This window comes from Pseudomonas sp. FW300-N1A1, from assembly GCF_058789115.1.
This window is the reverse complement of sequence record NZ_JBYTBK010000037.1, coordinates 20,996-39,696: the sequence shown is the minus strand read 5'-3', so window position 1 is coordinate 39,696 and position 18,701 is coordinate 20,996. Positions and strand designations below refer to the sequence as shown.

Genomic DNA, 18,701 nt, shown 5'->3' with positions numbered 1-18,701 from the left:
AGGGTGGGGGCGCCCACCCTCTACCCAAGCGTCAGAAGCGCTCATCCCCGATCGCGGGCAAAGTGAGTTCCTTGACGAAGCTGGCCGAAGACAGGCTCAAGGCCATGCGCACCACCTGTACAACGTCATGCACCGGGATCAGTTGGCCTTCGCCGCGCTGCTCGGCCAGCGCTCGTGGTGTGCTCAGCGCATCCTCGGTATTGAGGTAGCCGAGGTTCAGCAAGGTCACGCCCAGGCGCTGCTCCCGATAACCCTCGCGCAAGGCGTCGGCGATACCGCGCAGGGCGAACTTGGAGGCACCGAAGGCCACTTCCGGCCGTCCACTCTGCGGCAAGCCTGATGTCGATCCGGTCAGGATGATCCTTGGATTGGCGCTTTTGAGCAGTACGGGAAGCAGGCGCTTGATCAGCAGAATGGTCGAGGTGATGTTGCAGTTGACGATGGCTTGCAGTTGGTCGTCGTGATCCCCCCGGAAGTCGTAGGCCGGATCAAAGGCCTGCGCCTCCCAGATGCCCAGGTTGTAGACCAGGGTGTCCAGTCCATCCTCGATCACCGCCTGCTCGATGATCTGCGCCGCCATTGCGGGTTCGCCCAGGTTGGCCTCAATCCATCTCAGATCAACACCGGGCCTTGCCATCAGGTTTTCGGGCCGGGAGCGGGAGACGCCCAACAGCGTATCGCCTGCCTCACCCAATCCTTCGATCAGGGCCTTGCCCAAGCCTTTGCTGGCGCCTATCACCAGGGTTTTCATCGATTGTCTCCTTGACGTGCGGTTGATCCAGGGAAGCGATGCAAACAGACGATCCCGGGTGTGGCAACTAGCTAGCTGTTTCCAGATGTTTACCGGAGGTCGAGGACCTATCCGCGGCAAGGGTGGGGCGTCGAGGGGACACGTATATTGGCCATTACGATCTCTTTTTGGCCAACCGCGCACTGTGAACCGCTACGCCTGTCAGCAAGAATCAGGACCCGACCGGGGATTGAGTCGCGTGCGGCGCAACCACCACCAGGCTTCAGATCCTCCAGCCCTTGGCCTTTTCCAAGGGTCGCTGCCGTGTACAGAACATAAAAACCATCGAACTCACGCCACACTTGGGGAGCCATTCATGGACACGCTAAAACGCAGGCTGGGTGTCACGCTGTGTGGGCTGACGCTGCTGACCAGCGCAGTGCACGCCGAACAGCGCGAACTGCGGGTGTACAACTGGGCGGACTACATCCTGCCGTCCGTGCCCAAGGAATTTTCCAGGGACAGTGGGATCAAGGTCACCTGGGATACGTTCGACACCAACGAAGCCCTGGAAGCCAAGCTGTTGACCGGTAACTCGGGATACGACCTGGTGGTGCCGTCAAACCAGTTCATCGATACCCAGATCAAGGCCGGTGTGTTCCAGAAGCTGGATAAATCCAGGTTGCCCAACTGGCAGCACCTGGACCCCGAATTGCTCAAGCTGCTGGACACTAACGACCCCGGAAACCAGTACGGCGTGCCTTACATGTATGGCACCGTGCTGATCGGTTTCAATCCGGCCAAGGTCAAGGCGGCGCTGGGGGAGAATGCTCCGGTGGACAGTTGGGACCTGGTGTTCAAGCCCGAGAACATGGAGAAGCTCAAGTCCTGTGGCGTGGCGATGCTCGACTCACCCTCGGAAATCCTGCCGCTGGCCCTGCATTACCTGGGGCTTGACCCTAACAGCCAGAACCCGGATGACTACGAAAAAGCCAAGGCGCTGATGTTGAAGATTCGCCCTTACGTCACCTACTTCAACTCTGCCAAGTACATGACCGACATCGCCAATGGCGATATTTGCGTTGCCATCGGCTACTCCGGCAGTTTCTACCAGTTCGGCAATCGCGCCAAAGAGGCGGGTAACGGCGTGGTCGTCGACTGGCGCTTGCCCAAGGAAGGCGCGCCGATCTGGTTCGACACCTTTGCCATCCCCAAAAGCGCGAAGAATGTCACCGAGGCCCACGAATTCCTCAACACCCTGCTGGACCCGAAAGTCATTGCGCCCATCAGTGACTTTCTCGGTTATCCCAATCCCAACAAAGACTCGCTGGCGCTGATCAACAAAGAGATCACGGGCAACCCGGACCTGACGCCGACCCGCGAGGCCTTGAAAAAGCTCTATGTCGTGCAACCGCTGCCGCAAAAACTCGAACGGGTTCGTACCCGGGTCTGGACCAGCATCAAGTCAGACAAATAGCGCTCATGGCCAAACCGTTACGCCCGGTTGCGCGACGGTTTGGCAGTGTGTGTCCTCATCCGTGCCAAGGTTACAAAAGCCGCTTCTCCATAGGCACACACGCCAGCACCAACCCTGAGGGGGAGTGGTAAATGGCAGGCTCAACACCCACGTAGCCGCAGCGCCGGTAAAAGTGTGCAGCGTTCAACGTAGCGTCCAGATTGACCACCGCCAACCCGCAATCCCGAGCCAGGCCTTCAAGGTGGTCGAGGATTCTTTTACCGATACCCCGTTGCATAAACCCGGGGAGTACGAAGATCGCACCGACTTCGCTCTTCTCCAGATCAAGCATTCCAGTGGCCACGGGTTCACCCTGAATGCACCCGAGGTAAAAATGGTTTGCCATCAGATCGTTGTACCCATCCTTGGCTGATCCGGCGGTCCAGGCCAGCATTTGCTCCGTGGTATAGGCGCCGATGCATTGGTGCCGTATCGCCTGGGCGCGAATGTCGAACGCCGTTTGGGCGTCGCTTGGCGTTGCTCGTCTGATCTCGAACATTTCAGTCTCCGTTAGCCATAGGCGGACGGCGCACTAAAAGGCCCCGTCCATTGCTGGCGGGGCCTTGGGTTGTCACGTCAAATCCTGCGAACGCACACCCTCATGGCCCGCCGGAAGCGGTCATGGAGGAGCACATCATGTGGATGGAGCGTGTATAGGTCATGAGTCGATAGTGTTTTGCAGGGGCCTGCGTGTCAACCGCTCTGCGGTATGAGCGCCACGGATCCGCTCATACCGCAAGGCCGCATCCGGTCAAGGCCGCTGGTGCAAATCGCTCGGTTTCCACGCCTTGTCGAAGAACGCCTTGGTCGGGCCGTACAGCCGCAGAATCACGAAGAAGCCTTCGCCAGGCACGGTGCGAATCCAGTTCTTGCCGGCGCCCGGGGAGTCGGGTCCAAAGTGGACGTCGATCGAACCGTCGGCATTGACCTGCGGTTTGTCCATGGCGTTCAGCGACGGGAACGGCTGTCCATTGTCCAGGCCCGAGGCCGTGATCGAGTCGTACGCGGTGACCGACCAGAACAACGCGGCCGGGATGCCTTTAGGCAGGTTCAGCGTGTAGGCGTTGCTGCCCGAGAGGAACTGGCCCTTGGCATCGACAAAGGTCGCCGGGTATTTGGCCCCGACATTTTCCATGTTCACCGCCATGCCCGGACTCGCGGAGTAGGCATTGGTGAAGAAGCCGGTGCGTGGGTCGATGTAGTTGAAGGTGTCGGCGGTGAACGTGGCATTGCCGGGGAAAACGTTCAGCCACTTGCGGTCCGGGTACCAGGTGCCGTCGGCGACGATGGTTTGTGGGATGTAGGAAATGGCATGGCCGATTTTGCTGGCGGTTTTCGCCGCCTTGTCCAGCAGGTTGCGGGTGGCCGCGTCGGGTTTGAAGGGCTGGCCCTTGATCATCCCCAGCGCCGCCAGCATACCGCGCATTTCCATGTCTTGCGGGTCGACGTATTCATGCTCGATGAAGCGCGACAGCATGTCGAACGCACTGCCATCGGTGGGGTAGAGCATATTGGCCGGGGTCCTGGAGGCGTTGGGGAACTCCATCGCCTTGGCCGTGGCCTGTTTGCCCAATGGGTAAATACGTGTCTGCTCCATGACCTTGACCGGCGCTTCGAGCTGTTTCGGGTCCTTGAAGAAGCCGCGCCAGAACACGAACACCCCGTAGGTGCGCGAACGATAGGTCAGGTAGCCCGGCGGGACCTCGCCCTGGTAGTCCGGTGGCAACACCAGGTATTTGCCGCCCTTGCCTTTGTCCGGCCCCGGCAGGCCGACGTCGCCGCACCACTGGCGGCCATCGATCTGCCCTACAGAGCAGATCGGGCGCTGGAAGAAGTCATCGAGAATGCCCTGCAACCCCGGCGGGACTTCGATCACCATCGGCCCGTCCTGTTTCAGGTCCAGGTAGCCCATGGCGTAGATCACGTCGGAGTTCGGCGTGGTGACCCGGGTCTTGGCATTGAGCCGATCCTTCCAGATCGGCAGCACGTTGTAGCCGGCGCCGAAGATTTTCTCCGAGCCTTCTTTCATGGCGTACATGTTCAGCGCGGGCAGGGCCCAGATGTAAGACTGCACGGCGCGTTGGAACAGCAACTCATTCTTCAGTTGCGCAACGCCTTCGAGGGTGGGATAGCCCCCGGCAAATGGCAGGTCGGCCAGTTGCTCATAGTGCGACGCGGCCTGCACGCTGGCACTCAAGGAGATCCCCAGGGCCAGTGCGCCCAGGGTTTTGGTCACGGTATGCATGGTGAACTCCTGTTCACGTCAATCAGTGGGTTTTGACAACGGGCGGAGGTGTCCACTGGCCGTTGAGCGTGGCCGCCTCTGGCCAATACGCGCGGATGTACAGCGAGAAGTCAGCATCTTTGGGCGCGGGCAGCCAGTTGCTTTCCTTGTCCTTGCCTGGCGAGGTGCTTTGCACGTAGATCGTCAGCGAGCCGTCGGCGTTGGTTTTCAGGGATTTGTTCTTGGTGCCGATGGAGTAGCGGCCCAGGTCATTCGGGGCGAAGAAGTGATGTTCGTTGTACAGCGTCAGCGACCAGAAGCCCTTGACCGGCGGCAGCTTGCCCTTGGCGAAGGTCACGCTGTAGCCATGCTGGCCGTTGAGACGAACGCCGGACTGGTCGAGGTCCTGGTAGAAGTACTTGGTCTCTTTCTGCTGGTTGACGAAGATATTCGAGCGCGCCACGGCGGTGCGGCTGAAGTAGTCGGTGCCAAACGCCGCGCCGTTACTGATGGTGCTCCAGTGGTCGGGCAGTTGCAGGCCATAGTTGCGGAACTGCAGCAGCGGGTCGATGACTTCGCTGTCGGCTTTTTTCGCCTCGTCAATCATTGCCGCCCTGAGTTGCGGGTTGGCCTTCGCGATGGCGGCGAGGGTGGCCAACTGTGCGTAGCGGGCTTCTTCACCCGGCAACGGCTTGGCGTCCTTGAGCAGGGCAGGCAGTTCGTCGAAGAATTTCTCCGGCATGACCCACTTGGTCTCGGCGTCGCCCTGGGCCTGGGAAGGAAATTTTGCCAGCTGTCTCCAGTCACGCTGCTTGACCTTGCCGTCGTACCTGGACAGCGGGTACATGTCGATTCCGGACAGGGCTGGCTGCACGGCCTGGCGATCGGCGGCCGTGTCGTCCTGGAATACCCGGGGAATCACGAAGCCGGTGTTGGTGTTGGCGCGGAACACCTTGGTGATGCCGGGCGGCACAGTGCCTTTCCAGTCCGGACCGACCAACAGATAGAAGCCGGGTTGGGTGCCATACATCTTGCCCAGTTCGGCAAAGCTGTCGGAGCGCAGGTCGACCACCTGGTACACCCAGAAACGGCTACCGAAATCCGGTACCTGCAACACCACCGGCTCCAGGTCCAGGGCAATGCTGCCCGCACCGTACACCACGTCCTGGTTCGGGCAGGCCACGAGGCGCTCGGCCGGGGCGATGTAATCGCTGAGCATCGACAGCCGGTTGATCGGCGCCACGGGCACGATGCCGCCCATCAATCCGGGTTCGGGCAGGTCCTTGAACGCCTGGCGGCGGTTGAAGATATTGGCCATCGGCCAACCCCAGAAATAGGCTTCACGGGCCATCATGCGCACGTACGGTTCAGTCACCTTGGTGTCGGCGACCGGGCCGGGTGGGGCAGCTTGTGCGGCAACAACCTGAGAGGCCAGGACGCTGCTGGCGGCGAGTGTGCCGGTGAGCGCCAGGGCGAAAACAAGCGGATGGCGTGCGGGGCGATTCATCGAGTGTCCTTACATGATGTTGGCAGAGTGCAGGCGAATCCCGCACACGATAGCTCATCCCGGTGAAGGTCAAACAGGTATTGCGAGATGTAAACCATTCTGGCGGGCACACGCTGTGGTCGTGAGGCTTGCACACATCCCTGGGTGTTCACGAAGGACGGCTATCAACTCAGGGCGCTATGTTGCATCAGGTGGGAAACGCCCTGGTTCATCTTTTATCCGGCCGTGGACGACACCTCGGCGAGATACCCCATGTACCCCTGTGAGAAGTCCAGGTACGCACGCACGATGGCAGACGGGTGACGATGTGAAGGGTAGAGCAAGTTGATTTGCTGTTCCGGCAGAGGATGTTCGGGAAGCAGGGCAATCAACCGTCCTTCCCGGATGGCGCTCGCCGCCAGGAAGGGCGGCAGCTCCGTTACCACATCACCGACCAGCGCCCGGCTACGTAGGTGCACATAATCGTTGGTGGACAGCATCGCATCAGGTTCGAATGCCACGCCCCCCAGCGACCATGTCGTTTTGCTGCCCCGGCTCCAGACTGCACATGGATAACCGTGCAGTGCTTCGACGCTGCCGGGCGCGCCCATCCGCTCAATTAATGCCGGGCTGGCCACGAGGACGTGACGATAGGTCAGCATGCGGCGGGCGACCATGGTCTCGTGGGTGATCATGCCTACGCGCAGTGCCACGTCGACACCGTCTTCGATGAGGTCGATACGGCGCTCGGTGGTGTAGACGCTGACCTGGATCTGCGGATAGCGACGCTGAAACGCCGACAGTACGTCCCACCAGGGTTCGAATGACGGCGGCAATGACAGCCGCAAGCGTCCTTTCAAATGCGCCTGGTCACTGATCACGGCCTGCTGGCCTTCAATCAAGGCCTCAATGCCACGGCTGGCGTGTTCGTACAAGCGCGTCCCCGAATCAGTGAGTCTGGTGCCACGTACGGAACGTTCGAGCAGTTGCACCTTCAACTGCTGCTCAAGCTCACGAATGCGTCGGCTCAATGTCGGTAGCGGAATATTCAGGCGTTCGGCCGCAGCCGAGAGGCTACCGGTCTGCGCCACGCTGACGAACATCCGGACGGCGTTGAAGTCCATTGTATCGTTCCTCTCATTTTTGAAAGTCAGCTTATCTCCTGCGTGGATTATCTTCCAGATTCGAGTGGTGGATAGTGCCTTCACTTGCTTGAAGGCAACCGATTCAACCCACCAGGAGTCTCCCCATGACAATTGAGTCCATCCTCAAAACCTACGAAAACGCACTTAATCTCGCTGACATCGAGACCATCCTTGGCCTGTATGGCAGCGCTCCGGTGTTCATGCCACAGCACGCCCCGGCCCTGATCGGGCGCGATGCGGTGCGGGCGGGTTACGAGCAGGTCTTCAATACCCTCCAGTTCAATATCCGTTTTGACATCCACGAGATCGAAGAAGCAGGCGACTGGGCCTGGGTGCGGACCTCGTCTTCGGGTCGCACCCGTCTCCTGGCTGCCGATGTCGAAGTGACCGAAGGCAACAATGAACTGTTCGTGCTCCGACGCGAGCACACCGGGTGGAAGATCCATCGTTACTTGTTCGCCACCAACCAGCCACGTACCTGAGGAAACGACCATGAAAGCCTATGTGATTGAACAACCGGGTGGCCCGCAAGTCCTGCAGATGCGAGATATCCCCACACCCGAGCCAACGGCGGACGAAGTGCAAATCCGTGTCCGTGCATTTGGCCTCAACCGTGCAGAAACCTACCTGCGCGCCGGCAAAATGGGTGATATCACCGCACCGCGGGTGCCCGGCATTGAGGCCGTGGGTGAAGTTCTCCATGACCCGGCCGGTGTCTTGCGCACGGGGCAACGCGTGGCTACGGCCATGGGTGGCATGCAGTTCAGCCGCAACGGCAGTTATGCCGAGCAGGTTACGGTCCTGCGCAGCAATGTGATCTCTCTGGATGACACCTCTCTTTCATGGGAAGAACTCGCCACGCTACCGGAGGCTTATCTCACTGTGTGGGGGGCACTCGACAAGAGCCTGGCCATTCAACGAGGCCAGACGTTGCTGATACGGGGCGGCACTTCATCGGTTGGCCTGGCCGCCATCATTTATGCCAAGGCTCGCGGATTGACCGTGATCGCGACTACACGCACTGCGGCGAACGCCCAACGTCTTTACGAAATGGGCGCCGACGAGGTCGTCGTCGACAACGGTGACATCGCCGGGCGTATTGGCGAAGTCGCTCCCGAGGGGGTGGACGCGGCACTGGAAGTCGTCGGGGCCACAACGTTGCGCGACACGCTCAAGACGCTGCGACCGTTCGGTGCGGTGAGCGTTATTGGTCTGCTCGGTGGCCCGCCAGTCGTGGAACGCCTCCACCTGATGCAGGATTTGCCCGGTGGGACGCGACTGAATTTCTTTCCCAGCGGTCTGCTGGGAACACCGGCATTGCCATTACACAACACGCCGTTGCCGTGGCTTGCACGGGAAATGGCTGCCGGGAGAATTCCGTCCATCCGCACCCGAACCTTCGCCTTCGACGAAGTCCGCGATGCTCATCGCTTGATGGAAAGCGATCGTGCACTTGGCAAGCTTGTCGTCTTGCTTTGACATCGAGGAGTACAGCCATGCGCAACCTGTGGGGGCGGGGCGGGCGGCATTGCGCTCCCACAAGGATTGCAGGGTTCAAATCCTTGACTGGCAGGCACTACGCTCGGCGCCCCTTTTTTCAGGGGTGTGGCGATCAGCTTGGCGCTTGTTTGTTCAACGCCTCTTCGGCCGCGGCGATTTCGGCCTGGCGCTTGATGATCATCTCGCCCACGGGCGGGCCCTGGAAGCGCCGGGCTTCAAAGGCGAACCAGACAATGGCAGTCAGGATCAGGAAGCCGATGGTGATGTACAGCGCCCAGTCGTTCGGTGGCTGGATGCCGATGATGAAGATCAGCACCATGGAGAGGACCGAAAGGATGGCGAAGAACGAGTACAACCAGCGCCCCATGTTCCACGGGCCCATGGTCGGCCACTTCGGGGTGCCGAAGGTGAACAGGCCGAGCACGATGGGAATGATGAACGAGAAGAACAGGAAGATCACCGTGCAGGACACCACGATGGTGTAGACCGGCGTTTCGCCGATCGAGACCAGGGACGATCCCCAGACGAACAGCACCGCCAGCGTGGCGCCAGTCCAGATCGCTGCCACCGGGCTGCGATGGGTAGTCGAGACCTTGGCCAGTGCTTTCGAGCAGGGCAGGCCGCCGTCACGAGAGAAGGCGAAGATCATCCGCGAGACCGAGGTCACGGTGGCCAGCCCGCAGAGAAACTGCGAGATGAAGATCGCCAGGTACAGCGCCATCTTGACGGCGGGATTGACCTGGGTGTCCATTGCCCAGAAGAACACGTTCCATCCTTTGGTTGCCGCTTCGTCCATGCTGGGCAGCATCAGCACAAACGAGCTGAGCATGAGCCAGCCGAACAGCAGTGACCAGACCACCGACATGACCATCCCCACCGGCACCGACTTGGCCGCCTGCCGGGTCTCCTCGGAGGTGTGCGCCGAAGCGTCATAACCGGTGATGGTGTAGATCGGCAACAGCAGGCCGAGCATGAAGATCCAGCTATTGGAAACCTGTGGCCAGACGTTGCCGCCAGCCTCGCCGGAATAGTTGCCGAAGGTCACCAGCCGGACGAACTCATAGCTGGGGGCCGCGATCAGGCAGGTGATGGTCAGTGCGATCGCCGTGGCGAAGATCAGGTAGCCCGAGAAGTCGGTGAGCTTTGCGGTCAGCCCGATCCCGAAGTGGTTACACAAGGCCTGGATGCCCGTCAGGATGGCCAGGAAAATGATCCGTGTGGTGGTCGTGTCCTCCATTCCCAGGGCCGGCCCGAAGGCACCGAAAAAGAAGTAATAGGTACCGACGTTGATCGCGCCAAGCACCGTCACCAGTCCCAACAGATTGAACCAGGCCGTCAGCCAGCCGGTGAAGCGATTACCGAGAATCGAACTCCAGTGATAGAGACCGCCAGCGGTGGGGTAGGCCGAGGAGATCTGCGCCATGGCCATGGCGAACACCCCGGAGATCAGGCAGCCGATTGGCCAGCCGATGCCGATGGCCGCGCCGCCCGCGCCCGAGGTGCCCTGGGCCAGTGAGTTGATGCCACCCGAGAGGATGCAGATGATCGAAAAGGAAATGGCAAAGTTGGAGAAAACGCCCATTCGGCGTGAGAGTTGCTGGGCATAGCCCATGCTGTGCAGCACCTTGACGTCATCGTCTTGCACGCCGGTGCCGGGCTGGCTTACTGGATTCATTGTGTGTGCCCCATCAGGTTTTGATTCAGATCCATTGGCGTATGCGTTGCACAATGGGCTGGCCTTCAACACCTTGTCGTACTGCTCCTGCTGCTAATGGATCAAACCTGTCCCGATGCGTGTTCAAGCCTCAGTCCTGGACAGGCAACTGCTCTAGAGGCGGCCGTGATAAGCCGCGTCGAAAATGCTGGCCGCACCACCCCGGGTCAATGGCAGCGGGTTGCCGCTGGCCGAGGGGTCGACAATCGCCATGTCCGCGATCAGGTCGGCCTGCCGGTCATCCACACCCAGCTCGAACAGGGTGTGGGGGACGCCGATGTCCTTGCGCAGCTTGAGGACGAAGGCCAGGAAGCTGTCGAAACCCGGGGAGGGCAGGCGCAGATACGCCGCCAGGCGGGTGATGCGCTCCTCGATGGCGGGTCGATTGAACTGCAGGACGTAGGGCATGAAGGTGGCGTTGGTCATGCCGTGGTGGGTGTCGTACAGGGCGCCCACCGGATGGGAGAGGGCGTGCATCCCGCCCAGGCCTTTCTGGAAGGCGGTAGCGCCCATCGCGGCGGCCGCGAGCATGTGCGCGCGCGCGTCGAGGTCCGAGGGCATGTGGACGGCCCGTACCAGGGCATTGGCGACCAGGCGCATGCCTTCCACCGCAATGCCTTCGGCCATGGGATGAAAGCCGGGGGCGCAGTAGGATTCCAGGCAATGGGCGAACGCATCCATGCCGGTGCCGGCGGTGACCTTGGCCGGCATGCCGACGGTGAGAGCCGGGTCGCTGATGACCACGCGCGGCATCATCTTTGGATGGAAGATGATGCGCTTGGTGTGGGTCAGCTCGTCGATGATCACCGCCGCCCGGCCGACTTCGGAGCCTGTCCCTGCGGTGGTCGGTACCGCAATGACCGGGGCGATGTGGCTGTCGTCGGCGCGGGTCCAGTAGTCGCCGATGTCTTCGAAATCCCAGACCGGTCGGGTCTGGCCACTCATGAAAGCAATCAGCTTGCCCATGTCCAGGCCGCTGCCACCGCCGAAGGCGACCACCCCGTCGTGCCGGCCGGCGCGCCAGGCATCGAGCCCACCGGCCAGGTTGGCTTCCACCGGATTGGGCTTGAGGTCACAAAACAGCGCGACGCCAAGGCCGGCGGCCGTCATGGCGTCCAGCGCTGCCCGGGTGATCGGCGCGCGTGCCAGGCCACTGTCGGTGACCAGCAACGGTCGTTGGATACCCTGGCTGCGACAGACCTCGGCCAGTTCGGCAATGCGCCCGACACCGAAGCGAATGCTCGTGGGGTAGTTCCAGTTTCCGGTCAGGCTCATGCTCTACACCTCGTGGCGCAGATGGAAGGATTTGGCTCGGGTCAGGTGCTCGTAGCCAAGGCGCGACAGGGTGATGCCGCGTCCGCTGTGCTTGACCCCGGTCCAGGCCAGTGCCGGGTCCAGATAGTCGCAGCGGTTCATGAACACCGTGCCGGTGGCGAGCTCATCGCCCAGGCGTTCGGCGGCAGCGAGGTCCTGGGTCCAGAGGGAAGCGCTGAGCCCGAACGGACTGTCGTTCATCAAGGCAATGGCTTCCTCGTCGCCGGCCACCGGCATGATGCCGACCACCGGGCCGAAGCTTTCCTCGCGCATTACCGACATCTGATGGGTGACGTCCACCAGGACCTGCGGGGCGAGGTAGGCACTGCCTGGTACGTCGGCGGCAAAGGCCTTTGGATCGATCAACGCCCTGGCGCCCTGTGCCAGGGCCTGGGTAATCTGTCCGCGAACGAACTCCGCGGCACCGGGTGAGACCAGCGGGCCGAGCGTGGTGGCCTCGTCCAGCGGGTTGCCCAGCACATACTGGCCGGTCAAGGCGACGAAGCGCTCGACAAAGGCCGGGTAGAGGGTGCGGTCGACATAGATGCGCTCGATGGCGCAGCAGCTTTGCCCGGAATTGAAGAAGCTGCCGTCGACCAGGTTCTCCACCGCATGCTCAAGGTTGGCGTCCGCCCGTACGTAGGCCGGGTCTTTGCCGCCCAACTCCAGCCCCATGCCGATAAAACGCCCCATGGCGGCGGCCTCCATGGCCTCGCCGGCCTGGACTGAGCCGGTGAAGTTCACTTGTTGCACGCGGCCTGAAGCAATGATTTCGGCGGTTTGCCGATGATCGAGCAGCAGGTTGTGGAACAGGCCGGTGGGCAAATGGGCGCGACGCAAGGCTTCGGCGAAACGTTCGCCGACCAGCAGGGTTTGCGTGGCATGCTTGAGGATCACGCTGTTGCCCGCCATCAGCGCCGGGATGATCGTGTTCACCGCCGTCAGGTAGGGGTAGTTCCAGGGCGCGACCACCAGCACCGTACCCAGCGGCTCGCGCTTGATCGTGCGCCGAAAACCCGAAACCGGCTCGGGCTCTACTGCCGCCAGCGCATCAGCGGCGATGGCGATCATGTAGCGGGCACGTTCTGCGAAACCCCGCAGTTCACCGGCACCAAAGCGCACCGGACGGCCCATCTGCCACGCCAGCTCTGGCACGATCTGATCCTGCATCGACAGCATTGCGTCCACGGCGGCGTTGCACAGCACCGCGCGTTCGCTCAATGGCCGACGTTTCCAGCGCTCCTGGGCCGTTGCGGCGGCCGCCAGCGCCTGCTCGATCTGCGCCGCATCGGCGCACTGGCGTTCGACGTAGACCCGGCCATCGACCGGGGAGATGAGCTGAACCTTTGCCGTCATGGTGTTCTCAATAGCGCTCGAAGCCGCGCTGCAGTTCCCAGTCGGTTATCCGCCGGTCGTACTCTTTCTGCTCCCACTCGGCGGTGTGCACATAGTGATCGATCACTTCATCACCCAAGGCCTCGCGCAACATGCGCGAGGTCTTGAGTGCGGCGCAGGCCTCGCGCAGGGTCTTCGATACCTCAGGCAACTGTTCATCCTGATAGGCATCACCCTCGAAAGGCGGCGCGAGTTCGAGCTTCTCGTCGATCCCGGCCAGCCCCGCGGCAATCAACGCGGCGAAGGCCAGGTAGGGGTTGAGGTCGGCACCGCCGATGCGGCATTCGATGCGGATGGCCTTGCTGCCTTCGGCACACAAGCGAAAGCCTGCGGTGCGGTTGTCCCGACTCCACACCGCCCGCGTCGGCGCGAAGGTGCCGGCCTGGAAGCGCTTGTAGGAGTTGATATAGGGCGCGAGAAAGCAGGTGATGTCGTTGGCGTACTTGAGTTGCCCGGCCACCCACGAGCGCATCAGCGCCGACATGCCAAACTCGGCCTTGGGGTCAAAGAACAGCGGCTTTTTAGCGTTCTTGTCCCACAGCGAGTTATGGATATGGCTGCTGGAACCGGCGGCGTCATAGCGCCACTTGGCCATGAAGGTGATCGCCTTGCCCTGCAATTGCGCGATCTCCTTGCAGGCGTGCTTGATGATGACATGGTGGTCGGCCATGGTCAGGGCATCGGCATAGCGGATGTTGATCTCTTCCTGGCCGGGGCCCCATTCGCCCTTGGAGTTTTCCACGGGAATGCCGGATGCCTGCAGGTGCTTGCGAATGGCCCGCAGCACCGGCTCCTCGCGAGTCGTCTGCAGGATGTTGTAATCCTCGATGTAATGACCGGCGGTCTTGGGGTGGTGATAGTTGCGCTGGTGGATGGCTTCATAGCTTTCATTAAACAGGTAGAACTCGAGCTCCGAGGCGAACATGCCGGTATAGCCACGCTCGCGCAGGCGCTCGACCTGCTTTTTCAGAATCGCCCGCGGGCTGTGCGGCAGGTCCTGCCGATGGTGATGATCGAGCACGTCGCACAGTACCAGCGCCGTACACTCGAGCCAGGGTACGCGCCGCAGCGTGGCCATGTCGGGCTTGAGCACAAAGTCGCCATAGCCTTTGCTCCAGCTGGCCGCGGCGTAACCTGGCACCGGTTCCATGTCGATGTCGTCGGCCAGCAGGTAGTTGCAGCAGTGGGTTTCTTCATGGCCGCTGTCGATGAAAAACTCGACCTGGAAGCGCTTGCCGACCAATCGTCCTTGCATGTCGACCATGCAGACCAGCACGGTATCGATTTCACCGCTGGCAGCGGCGCGCTTGAGGGCGTCAAAGCTTAAGAGGGGCTCGGTCATCACGTCAGTCCTGCGTGAACAGTTTGGGCCTGTCTGAGATAGCTGTTGCAGACGCTCTCCAGAAACAACCAAACCCTGCAGAATCGAGCATCGTGAGCAATGAGCTGCTCAAAGCCTAGCCTACTGTTGCCACGTGCGCGTCTTGTTGATCACTGTTTGTAGCCGATCTGGCGCAAAAGGTCCTTGCGCCACAGGATATCGTCGTCGCCCTCGATGTCCCGGGCACAGAAGCCATCCACCACGCCCAGGACCGCCCGCCCTTGTGCCGTCTCGGCGACAATCACTTCAGTGGGATTGGCCGTTGCACAAAAGATCCGGCACACCTCCGGCACCATCTTCACGGCGTTCAATACGTTCAGCGGATAAAAACCGTCGCCCAGAAAGATCATGAAGCTATGACCGGCGCCGATGGTTTGCGCATTCTGGCGGGCCAGTTCGATCATCGCGGTATCGGTGCCGGACCAGCGCACCAGGCACTTTCCGGAGGCTTCACAAAAGGCCACGCCGAACAGGATGCCCGGGACGGTATTGACCAGGGCTTCGTGGATGTCCTCGACGGACTTGATGAAGTGCGTCTGGCCAAAGATGAAGTTTGTCGCCTCCGGCTTGTCGATTTTCAACGTGATGAGCTGCATCTCGAACGCCTCCTTCCACGATGTGGCTGCCAGGGGTTGGCAACAAGTTCAAGCATAGCCACTCTTGGGCCCTGGCTCTGTCCACCGAGCGCTTTGGAGCCGATACAGCCAACCCGGGCCGGCAGACAATGGCCGTGGCTGCCGTGTAAGCAACAGTGGAAAATTAGTAGCTATGCTTGCTCAGTGACCTGATCGGGCTGAAGGGAACACCGTCCACACAGGCGTGTGGCCGCGTGATCACCGCGCTTCAGACCTCATCGCAATGTGAGTGTGTGCCATGGAGTCGTCACTCGATATGAACAAAAAACAAGCTAAAGCCAAAGTAAAGGAACTGCTTTCGTCCGGAGTCCCAAAGTCGGAAGTATTCGCTCAGCTCTCAGGCCAAGGGGTCAAAGACAGACTGCTTGCTTATTTGATTGCTGCAAATCCCGACCCCTATCTCTGCGATATGCATGACCGCAAGGTCAATACCGTGATTACACTCATGTTTATCCAGGCCACCTTGGCGCTGCTGATCGGTTTTGCCGTGGGCTCAAGCATCGGGCCTAACGCCGGGTGGATCATTGGCGGCCTGAGCGCGCTGATCCCGCTGTTGTTTGCCTGGGGGTTCTACAATCACCTGGCAGGTGCTTACAACGCCTACATTATTCTGTCGCTGGTCTCTGCGCCGAGGCAGCTGGAAGGGCTGGCCTCAGGCTCTGTCTCTACCTTTGTCGGTCTGGCGATCAGTATCGGGATGCTGGTTTTCGTCTGCTACGTTCGTCAGAAGCTGTTTCCGGACCTGGCGTTTCTTGCACCCAAAAAGATCAAGGGACGCTATGTGTTCTCCGGCTGAGTGAGCGGTGGTGTGGATTGCAGGGGAGTACTGGTACGAATGCCGGCCCGGTACTCAGGCCTATTGCGGGACGTGTTTGGCCAGGGTCGCATTGAGTGCCTCGGTAATGAGCGCAATCAGAAGGGGCTCGGAACTCGACTGCATATCGCGACCAACTTCGGTTTGCCGTTCTTTCACTTTTCCGGCGTACTTTGATGCGCGGCCGTCCGCTACGAGTGATGACAACTCTTCCTGGGAGAACGACTTCTCATAGGCTGCCGCAAGGTTCTCATCCCACTTGGGCTGATACTGCGGCAGCAATGCATTGATTTCGTCAGACACGGCACGGCCTGCATCGGCACTTCCAAGCGTTGAGACGATCATCGCGTAGGTGATTGTTCTCTTTGCTGCCGACAGTGCAAGTATGGGGAGGTTACGCCCCATCTGAGTCTGGGCAACGAATGTGCGGGCATCCTGATGCGCCGAGGTTTCAGCCAATGCTGTATTTGACAGTGCGAAGAGCACGGACAACGCGATAGCGGCAGAAGCAATCCTGTTCATTGTCCGGTTCCATGGGCAGGGGAGTCAGTGCTTGATCAGCGTAGTTCGTTTGCGCCGGTTAGCCTGGGAGTGACCCCTGTGGCGACAGGCGGTTTGAACCCGGAGGGCGATACTGTGAATACCGTGTTTGAGAATGCCTGAATTCCCCGACATGCCCGGCCGCTAGCGAAACCGCTCAGGGATGGCGTTGGCAAACGGATAGTGGCAAAAGTAGGGCCTGGCTTCGTCGATGACTCGCTGGAATGAGGGGCGGTGGGTCAGCCTGTCGAAATAGGCGCTCAAGTGCCGATAGCCGTCGGGAAACGGCAGGAGCGTGCTGGCATAGAACAGTGCCGGGGCCGCGGCGCAATCGGCCATGCTGAAGTCCGGGCTGGCCACCCAGGTTCGGGATGCCATCTGGCGCTCGAGCATGCCGTATGCGGTCATCAGTGTGGTGCGCGCGTTCGTCATGTCACCGGCAGAGCCGCGCAGGCGATCGGCGACTATCTGTTGCATCGGCACCTGGATGTAGTGGTCAAAAAACCGGTCCCACAGACGGACCTCCAGCGCGGTATCCCAATCACCGGGCAGCAGGTGGTGTGGGCCTGCATGAAATCGGTCCAGATACTCGATGATGACACTCGACTCCGGCACATCGCGCTGCCGGGCGTGATCGCGGATGACCGGGAATTTGCCGATTGGCCATAGCGCCTGAAGCTCGGCTCTGTCGGCATCGTTGGCGAGATCGATGATCCTCCTTTCGAATTCGATGCCGTGTTCGTAGAGCGCAATCAGCACTTTGTGGCAGAACGACGCCAGCGGATGGAAGTAAAGGGTCAGCGGCATTTTTCGGATCCTCGGCGAACGTGCAGGGAGCACTGCTGGCAATCAGGGAAACCACTGCATTATCAGCTGACATCCGCCAATGCGCGAGGTCATCCAGCGGGACGAGTTGCAGGGGAGTGTGGCAATGTTGCGTCTCGACAGGCGTTGTCTCTACCCGGTTGCCGAATTTCCCTACCGTTCTGATCGGTATACTCGCCACGGGTACGCTTCGCATATCCAATGCCCCTGAGCGGTCAGCCGAGGACTTTAATGCCATCGTTCATCAATGCCGAGACAGTCTGGATCGATACACCTCACGGGCGGCTGTTTGCGCGACGCTGGTTGCCGCTGGACGTGGCACGTAGCCGGGTAAAACCGCCGATCGTGCTGTTTCATGACTCCCTTGGATGCGTCCAGTTGTGGCGAGACTTTCCACAGCGGCTCTGTCAGGCCACGGGGCATGAGGTGATTGCCTACGACCGGCTCGGCTTCGGGGAGTCCGATGCTTATCCGGGAGACTTGCCGCTGCATTTCATTCGCGACGAAGCTGAGCGCTTCTTCGCGATTCTCAGGACCGAGTTGCAACTGGACCGGTTCATCGCCCTGGGCCATAGCGTTGGCGGCGCGATGGCAGCGCATTGCGCCGCCCTGTACCCGCAAAGCTGCGTCGCGTTGATCACCATCGCGGCCCAGGCGTTTGTCGAAGAGCGGACGCTGCACGGCATTCGGGTTGCCAAGGCGCAATTCGAAGCGCCAGGGCAGATGGCGCGTCTTGAGAAGTATCATGGCGACAAAGCGCACTGGGTGCTGTCGGCCTGGACCGACACCTGGTTGTCGGAAGCCTTCAGCGACTGGACGCTTGAAAGCACAATCGACGCCATTGATTGTCCACTGCTTGCGCTGCACGGCGAGCACGACGAGTACGGCTCCGCTTTGCATCCCGTGCGCATCGCCGGGCTGGCGACGACGCCCGGGGATTACCTGATTCTGGACAATTGCCAGCATGTCCCCCATCGAGAAGCCCCCGAGGTGGTGCTGGATGCCGTCGGTCGACTCCTTGGGTCCATTGCGGATGAATGATGATGGCCAGTCATGACTGCAATGTTGCTCAGTCAAGGACAAGGTTGCTCAATACATCCCCCGTGGCGAGCGAGCTTGCTCGCGCTGGGCTGCACAGCAGCCCCAACATCTATCGTCGAGTTCGTTCTGAAAGACCGCAATCGCTTTGTTGGGTACGCTTTGCGCACCAGCGCGAGCAAGCTCGCTCGCCACGTCTCTCATTGGCTTCAAGCGTTTCTTGACTGAACAGCATCGCCGTCATGAAGGGCGGCTTTCGACTGTGGACTCAATCGGTCGATACACCGGAGAAGTTCACAGCCCTTGCGGGTCCACCCAGGTAGTCGTATCGTCAGATTTCATGTGTCGCGCGGAGGTTTTGTGGGTTGTGAGCGAACGATGTGAGGCATATTTCCCCAGCACATCCTCGGTGAGTGAACGGTCTGGAGCCGGGTGCGGCTGATG

Annotated in this window: 17 protein-coding genes; 5 read left to right on the top strand and 12 right to left on the bottom strand. The window is 60.7% G+C overall.

Annotated features, from left to right (window positions below):
- Positions 1–31: 31 nt before the first annotated feature.
- Positions 32–751, bottom strand: a complete 720-nt coding sequence (locus AC3WQN_RS20895; protein ID WP_103400874.1) for an SDR family oxidoreductase — start codon at positions 749–751, stop codon at positions 32–34.
- A gap of 355 nt (positions 752–1,106) precedes the next feature.
- Here AC3WQN_RS20895 and AC3WQN_RS20890 point away from each other — a divergent pair, with 355 nt between their 5' ends.
- Positions 1,107–2,207: a polyamine ABC transporter substrate-binding protein gene (locus tag AC3WQN_RS20890; protein WP_103400875.1), complete on the top strand. Its 1,101-nt coding sequence runs from the start codon at positions 1,107–1,109 to the stop codon at positions 2,205–2,207.
- Positions 2,208–2,277: 70 nt separating this feature from the next.
- Here AC3WQN_RS20890 and AC3WQN_RS20885 read toward each other — a convergent pair whose 3' ends face one another.
- From AC3WQN_RS20885 to AC3WQN_RS20870, 4 genes are all read right to left on the bottom strand, one after another.
- Positions 2,278–2,745 (bottom strand): GNAT family N-acetyltransferase, encoded by a 468-nt coding sequence (locus AC3WQN_RS20885; RefSeq protein ID WP_103400876.1) that lies wholly within the window; start codon positions 2,743–2,745, stop codon positions 2,278–2,280.
- Positions 2,746–2,997: 252 nt separating this feature from the next.
- Complete coding sequence (locus AC3WQN_RS20880) at positions 2,998–4,491, bottom strand: DUF1254 domain-containing protein (RefSeq protein WP_103400877.1); 1,494 nt, start codon at positions 4,489–4,491, stop codon at positions 2,998–3,000.
- Between the two features lie 22 nt (positions 4,492–4,513).
- Positions 4,514–5,977, bottom strand: coding sequence for a DUF1254 domain-containing protein (locus tag AC3WQN_RS20875; RefSeq protein ID WP_103400878.1), 1,464 nt, complete (start codon positions 5,975–5,977; stop codon positions 4,514–4,516).
- A 215-nt stretch (positions 5,978–6,192) separates the two neighbouring features.
- Positions 6,193–7,080, bottom strand: coding sequence for a LysR family transcriptional regulator (locus AC3WQN_RS20870; RefSeq protein ID WP_103400879.1), 888 nt, complete (start codon positions 7,078–7,080; stop codon positions 6,193–6,195).
- A gap of 125 nt (positions 7,081–7,205) precedes the next feature.
- Between AC3WQN_RS20870 and AC3WQN_RS20865 the strand changes: the two genes are divergently transcribed.
- Both AC3WQN_RS20865 and AC3WQN_RS20860 read left to right on the top strand, forming a co-directional pair.
- Positions 7,206–7,583, top strand: a complete 378-nt coding sequence (locus AC3WQN_RS20865) for a YybH family protein (RefSeq protein WP_103400880.1) — start codon at positions 7,206–7,208, stop codon at positions 7,581–7,583.
- 10 nt (positions 7,584–7,593) lie between these two features.
- Positions 7,594–8,580 carry a zinc-binding dehydrogenase gene (locus AC3WQN_RS20860; protein WP_103400881.1) on the top strand — a complete coding sequence of 329 codons (987 nt, stop codon included), beginning with the start codon at positions 7,594–7,596 and terminating at the stop codon, positions 8,578–8,580.
- 133 nt (positions 8,581–8,713) lie between these two features.
- Here the strand turns inward: AC3WQN_RS20860 and AC3WQN_RS20855 are convergent, their stop codons facing one another.
- From AC3WQN_RS20855 to AC3WQN_RS20835, 5 genes are all read right to left on the bottom strand, one after another.
- Entirely contained in the window at positions 8,714–10,276 is a 1,563-nt protein-coding gene (locus AC3WQN_RS20855) for an amino acid permease (RefSeq protein WP_103400882.1), read from the bottom strand.
- A 153-nt stretch (positions 10,277–10,429) separates the two neighbouring features.
- Positions 10,430–11,590 carry an iron-containing alcohol dehydrogenase gene (locus AC3WQN_RS20850; protein WP_103400883.1) on the bottom strand — a complete coding sequence of 387 codons (1,161 nt, stop codon included), beginning with the start codon at positions 11,588–11,590 and terminating at the stop codon, positions 10,430–10,432.
- 3 nt (positions 11,591–11,593) lie between these two features.
- Positions 11,594–12,985, bottom strand: coding sequence for an aldehyde dehydrogenase family protein (locus tag AC3WQN_RS20845; RefSeq protein WP_103400884.1), 1,392 nt, complete (start codon positions 12,983–12,985; stop codon positions 11,594–11,596).
- Positions 12,986–12,992: 7 nt separating this feature from the next.
- Positions 12,993–14,366 (bottom strand): glutamine synthetase family protein, encoded by a 1,374-nt coding sequence (locus tag AC3WQN_RS20840; protein ID WP_103400885.1) that lies wholly within the window; start codon positions 14,364–14,366, stop codon positions 12,993–12,995.
- 149 nt (positions 14,367–14,515) lie between these two features.
- Positions 14,516–15,001 carry an adenosine-specific kinase gene (locus AC3WQN_RS20835; protein ID WP_103400886.1) on the bottom strand — a complete coding sequence of 162 codons (486 nt, stop codon included), beginning with the start codon at positions 14,999–15,001 and terminating at the stop codon, positions 14,516–14,518.
- Between the two features lie 295 nt (positions 15,002–15,296).
- Here AC3WQN_RS20835 and AC3WQN_RS20830 point away from each other — a divergent pair, with 295 nt between their 5' ends.
- The gene (locus tag AC3WQN_RS20830) at positions 15,297–15,836 is read left to right on the top strand and encodes a hypothetical protein (protein ID WP_103400887.1); all 540 of its coding nucleotides are present in this window, start codon (positions 15,297–15,299) and stop codon (positions 15,834–15,836) included.
- A gap of 60 nt (positions 15,837–15,896) precedes the next feature.
- Here the strand turns inward: AC3WQN_RS20830 and AC3WQN_RS20825 are convergent, their stop codons facing one another.
- Positions 15,897–16,376: a DUF2059 domain-containing protein gene (locus AC3WQN_RS20825; protein ID WP_103400888.1), complete on the bottom strand. Its 480-nt coding sequence runs from the start codon at positions 16,374–16,376 to the stop codon at positions 15,897–15,899.
- 162 nt (positions 16,377–16,538) lie between these two features.
- Positions 16,539–17,201 (bottom strand): glutathione S-transferase family protein, encoded by a 663-nt coding sequence (locus tag AC3WQN_RS20820; RefSeq protein ID WP_103400889.1) that lies wholly within the window; start codon positions 17,199–17,201, stop codon positions 16,539–16,541.
- Between the two features lie 249 nt (positions 17,202–17,450).
- Between AC3WQN_RS20820 and AC3WQN_RS20815 the strand changes: the two genes are divergently transcribed.
- On the top strand, positions 17,451–18,260 hold the full coding sequence (locus AC3WQN_RS20815; protein ID WP_103400890.1) for an alpha/beta fold hydrolase: 810 nt from the start codon (positions 17,451–17,453) through the stop codon (positions 18,258–18,260).
- Positions 18,261–18,701 lie beyond the last annotated feature (441 nt).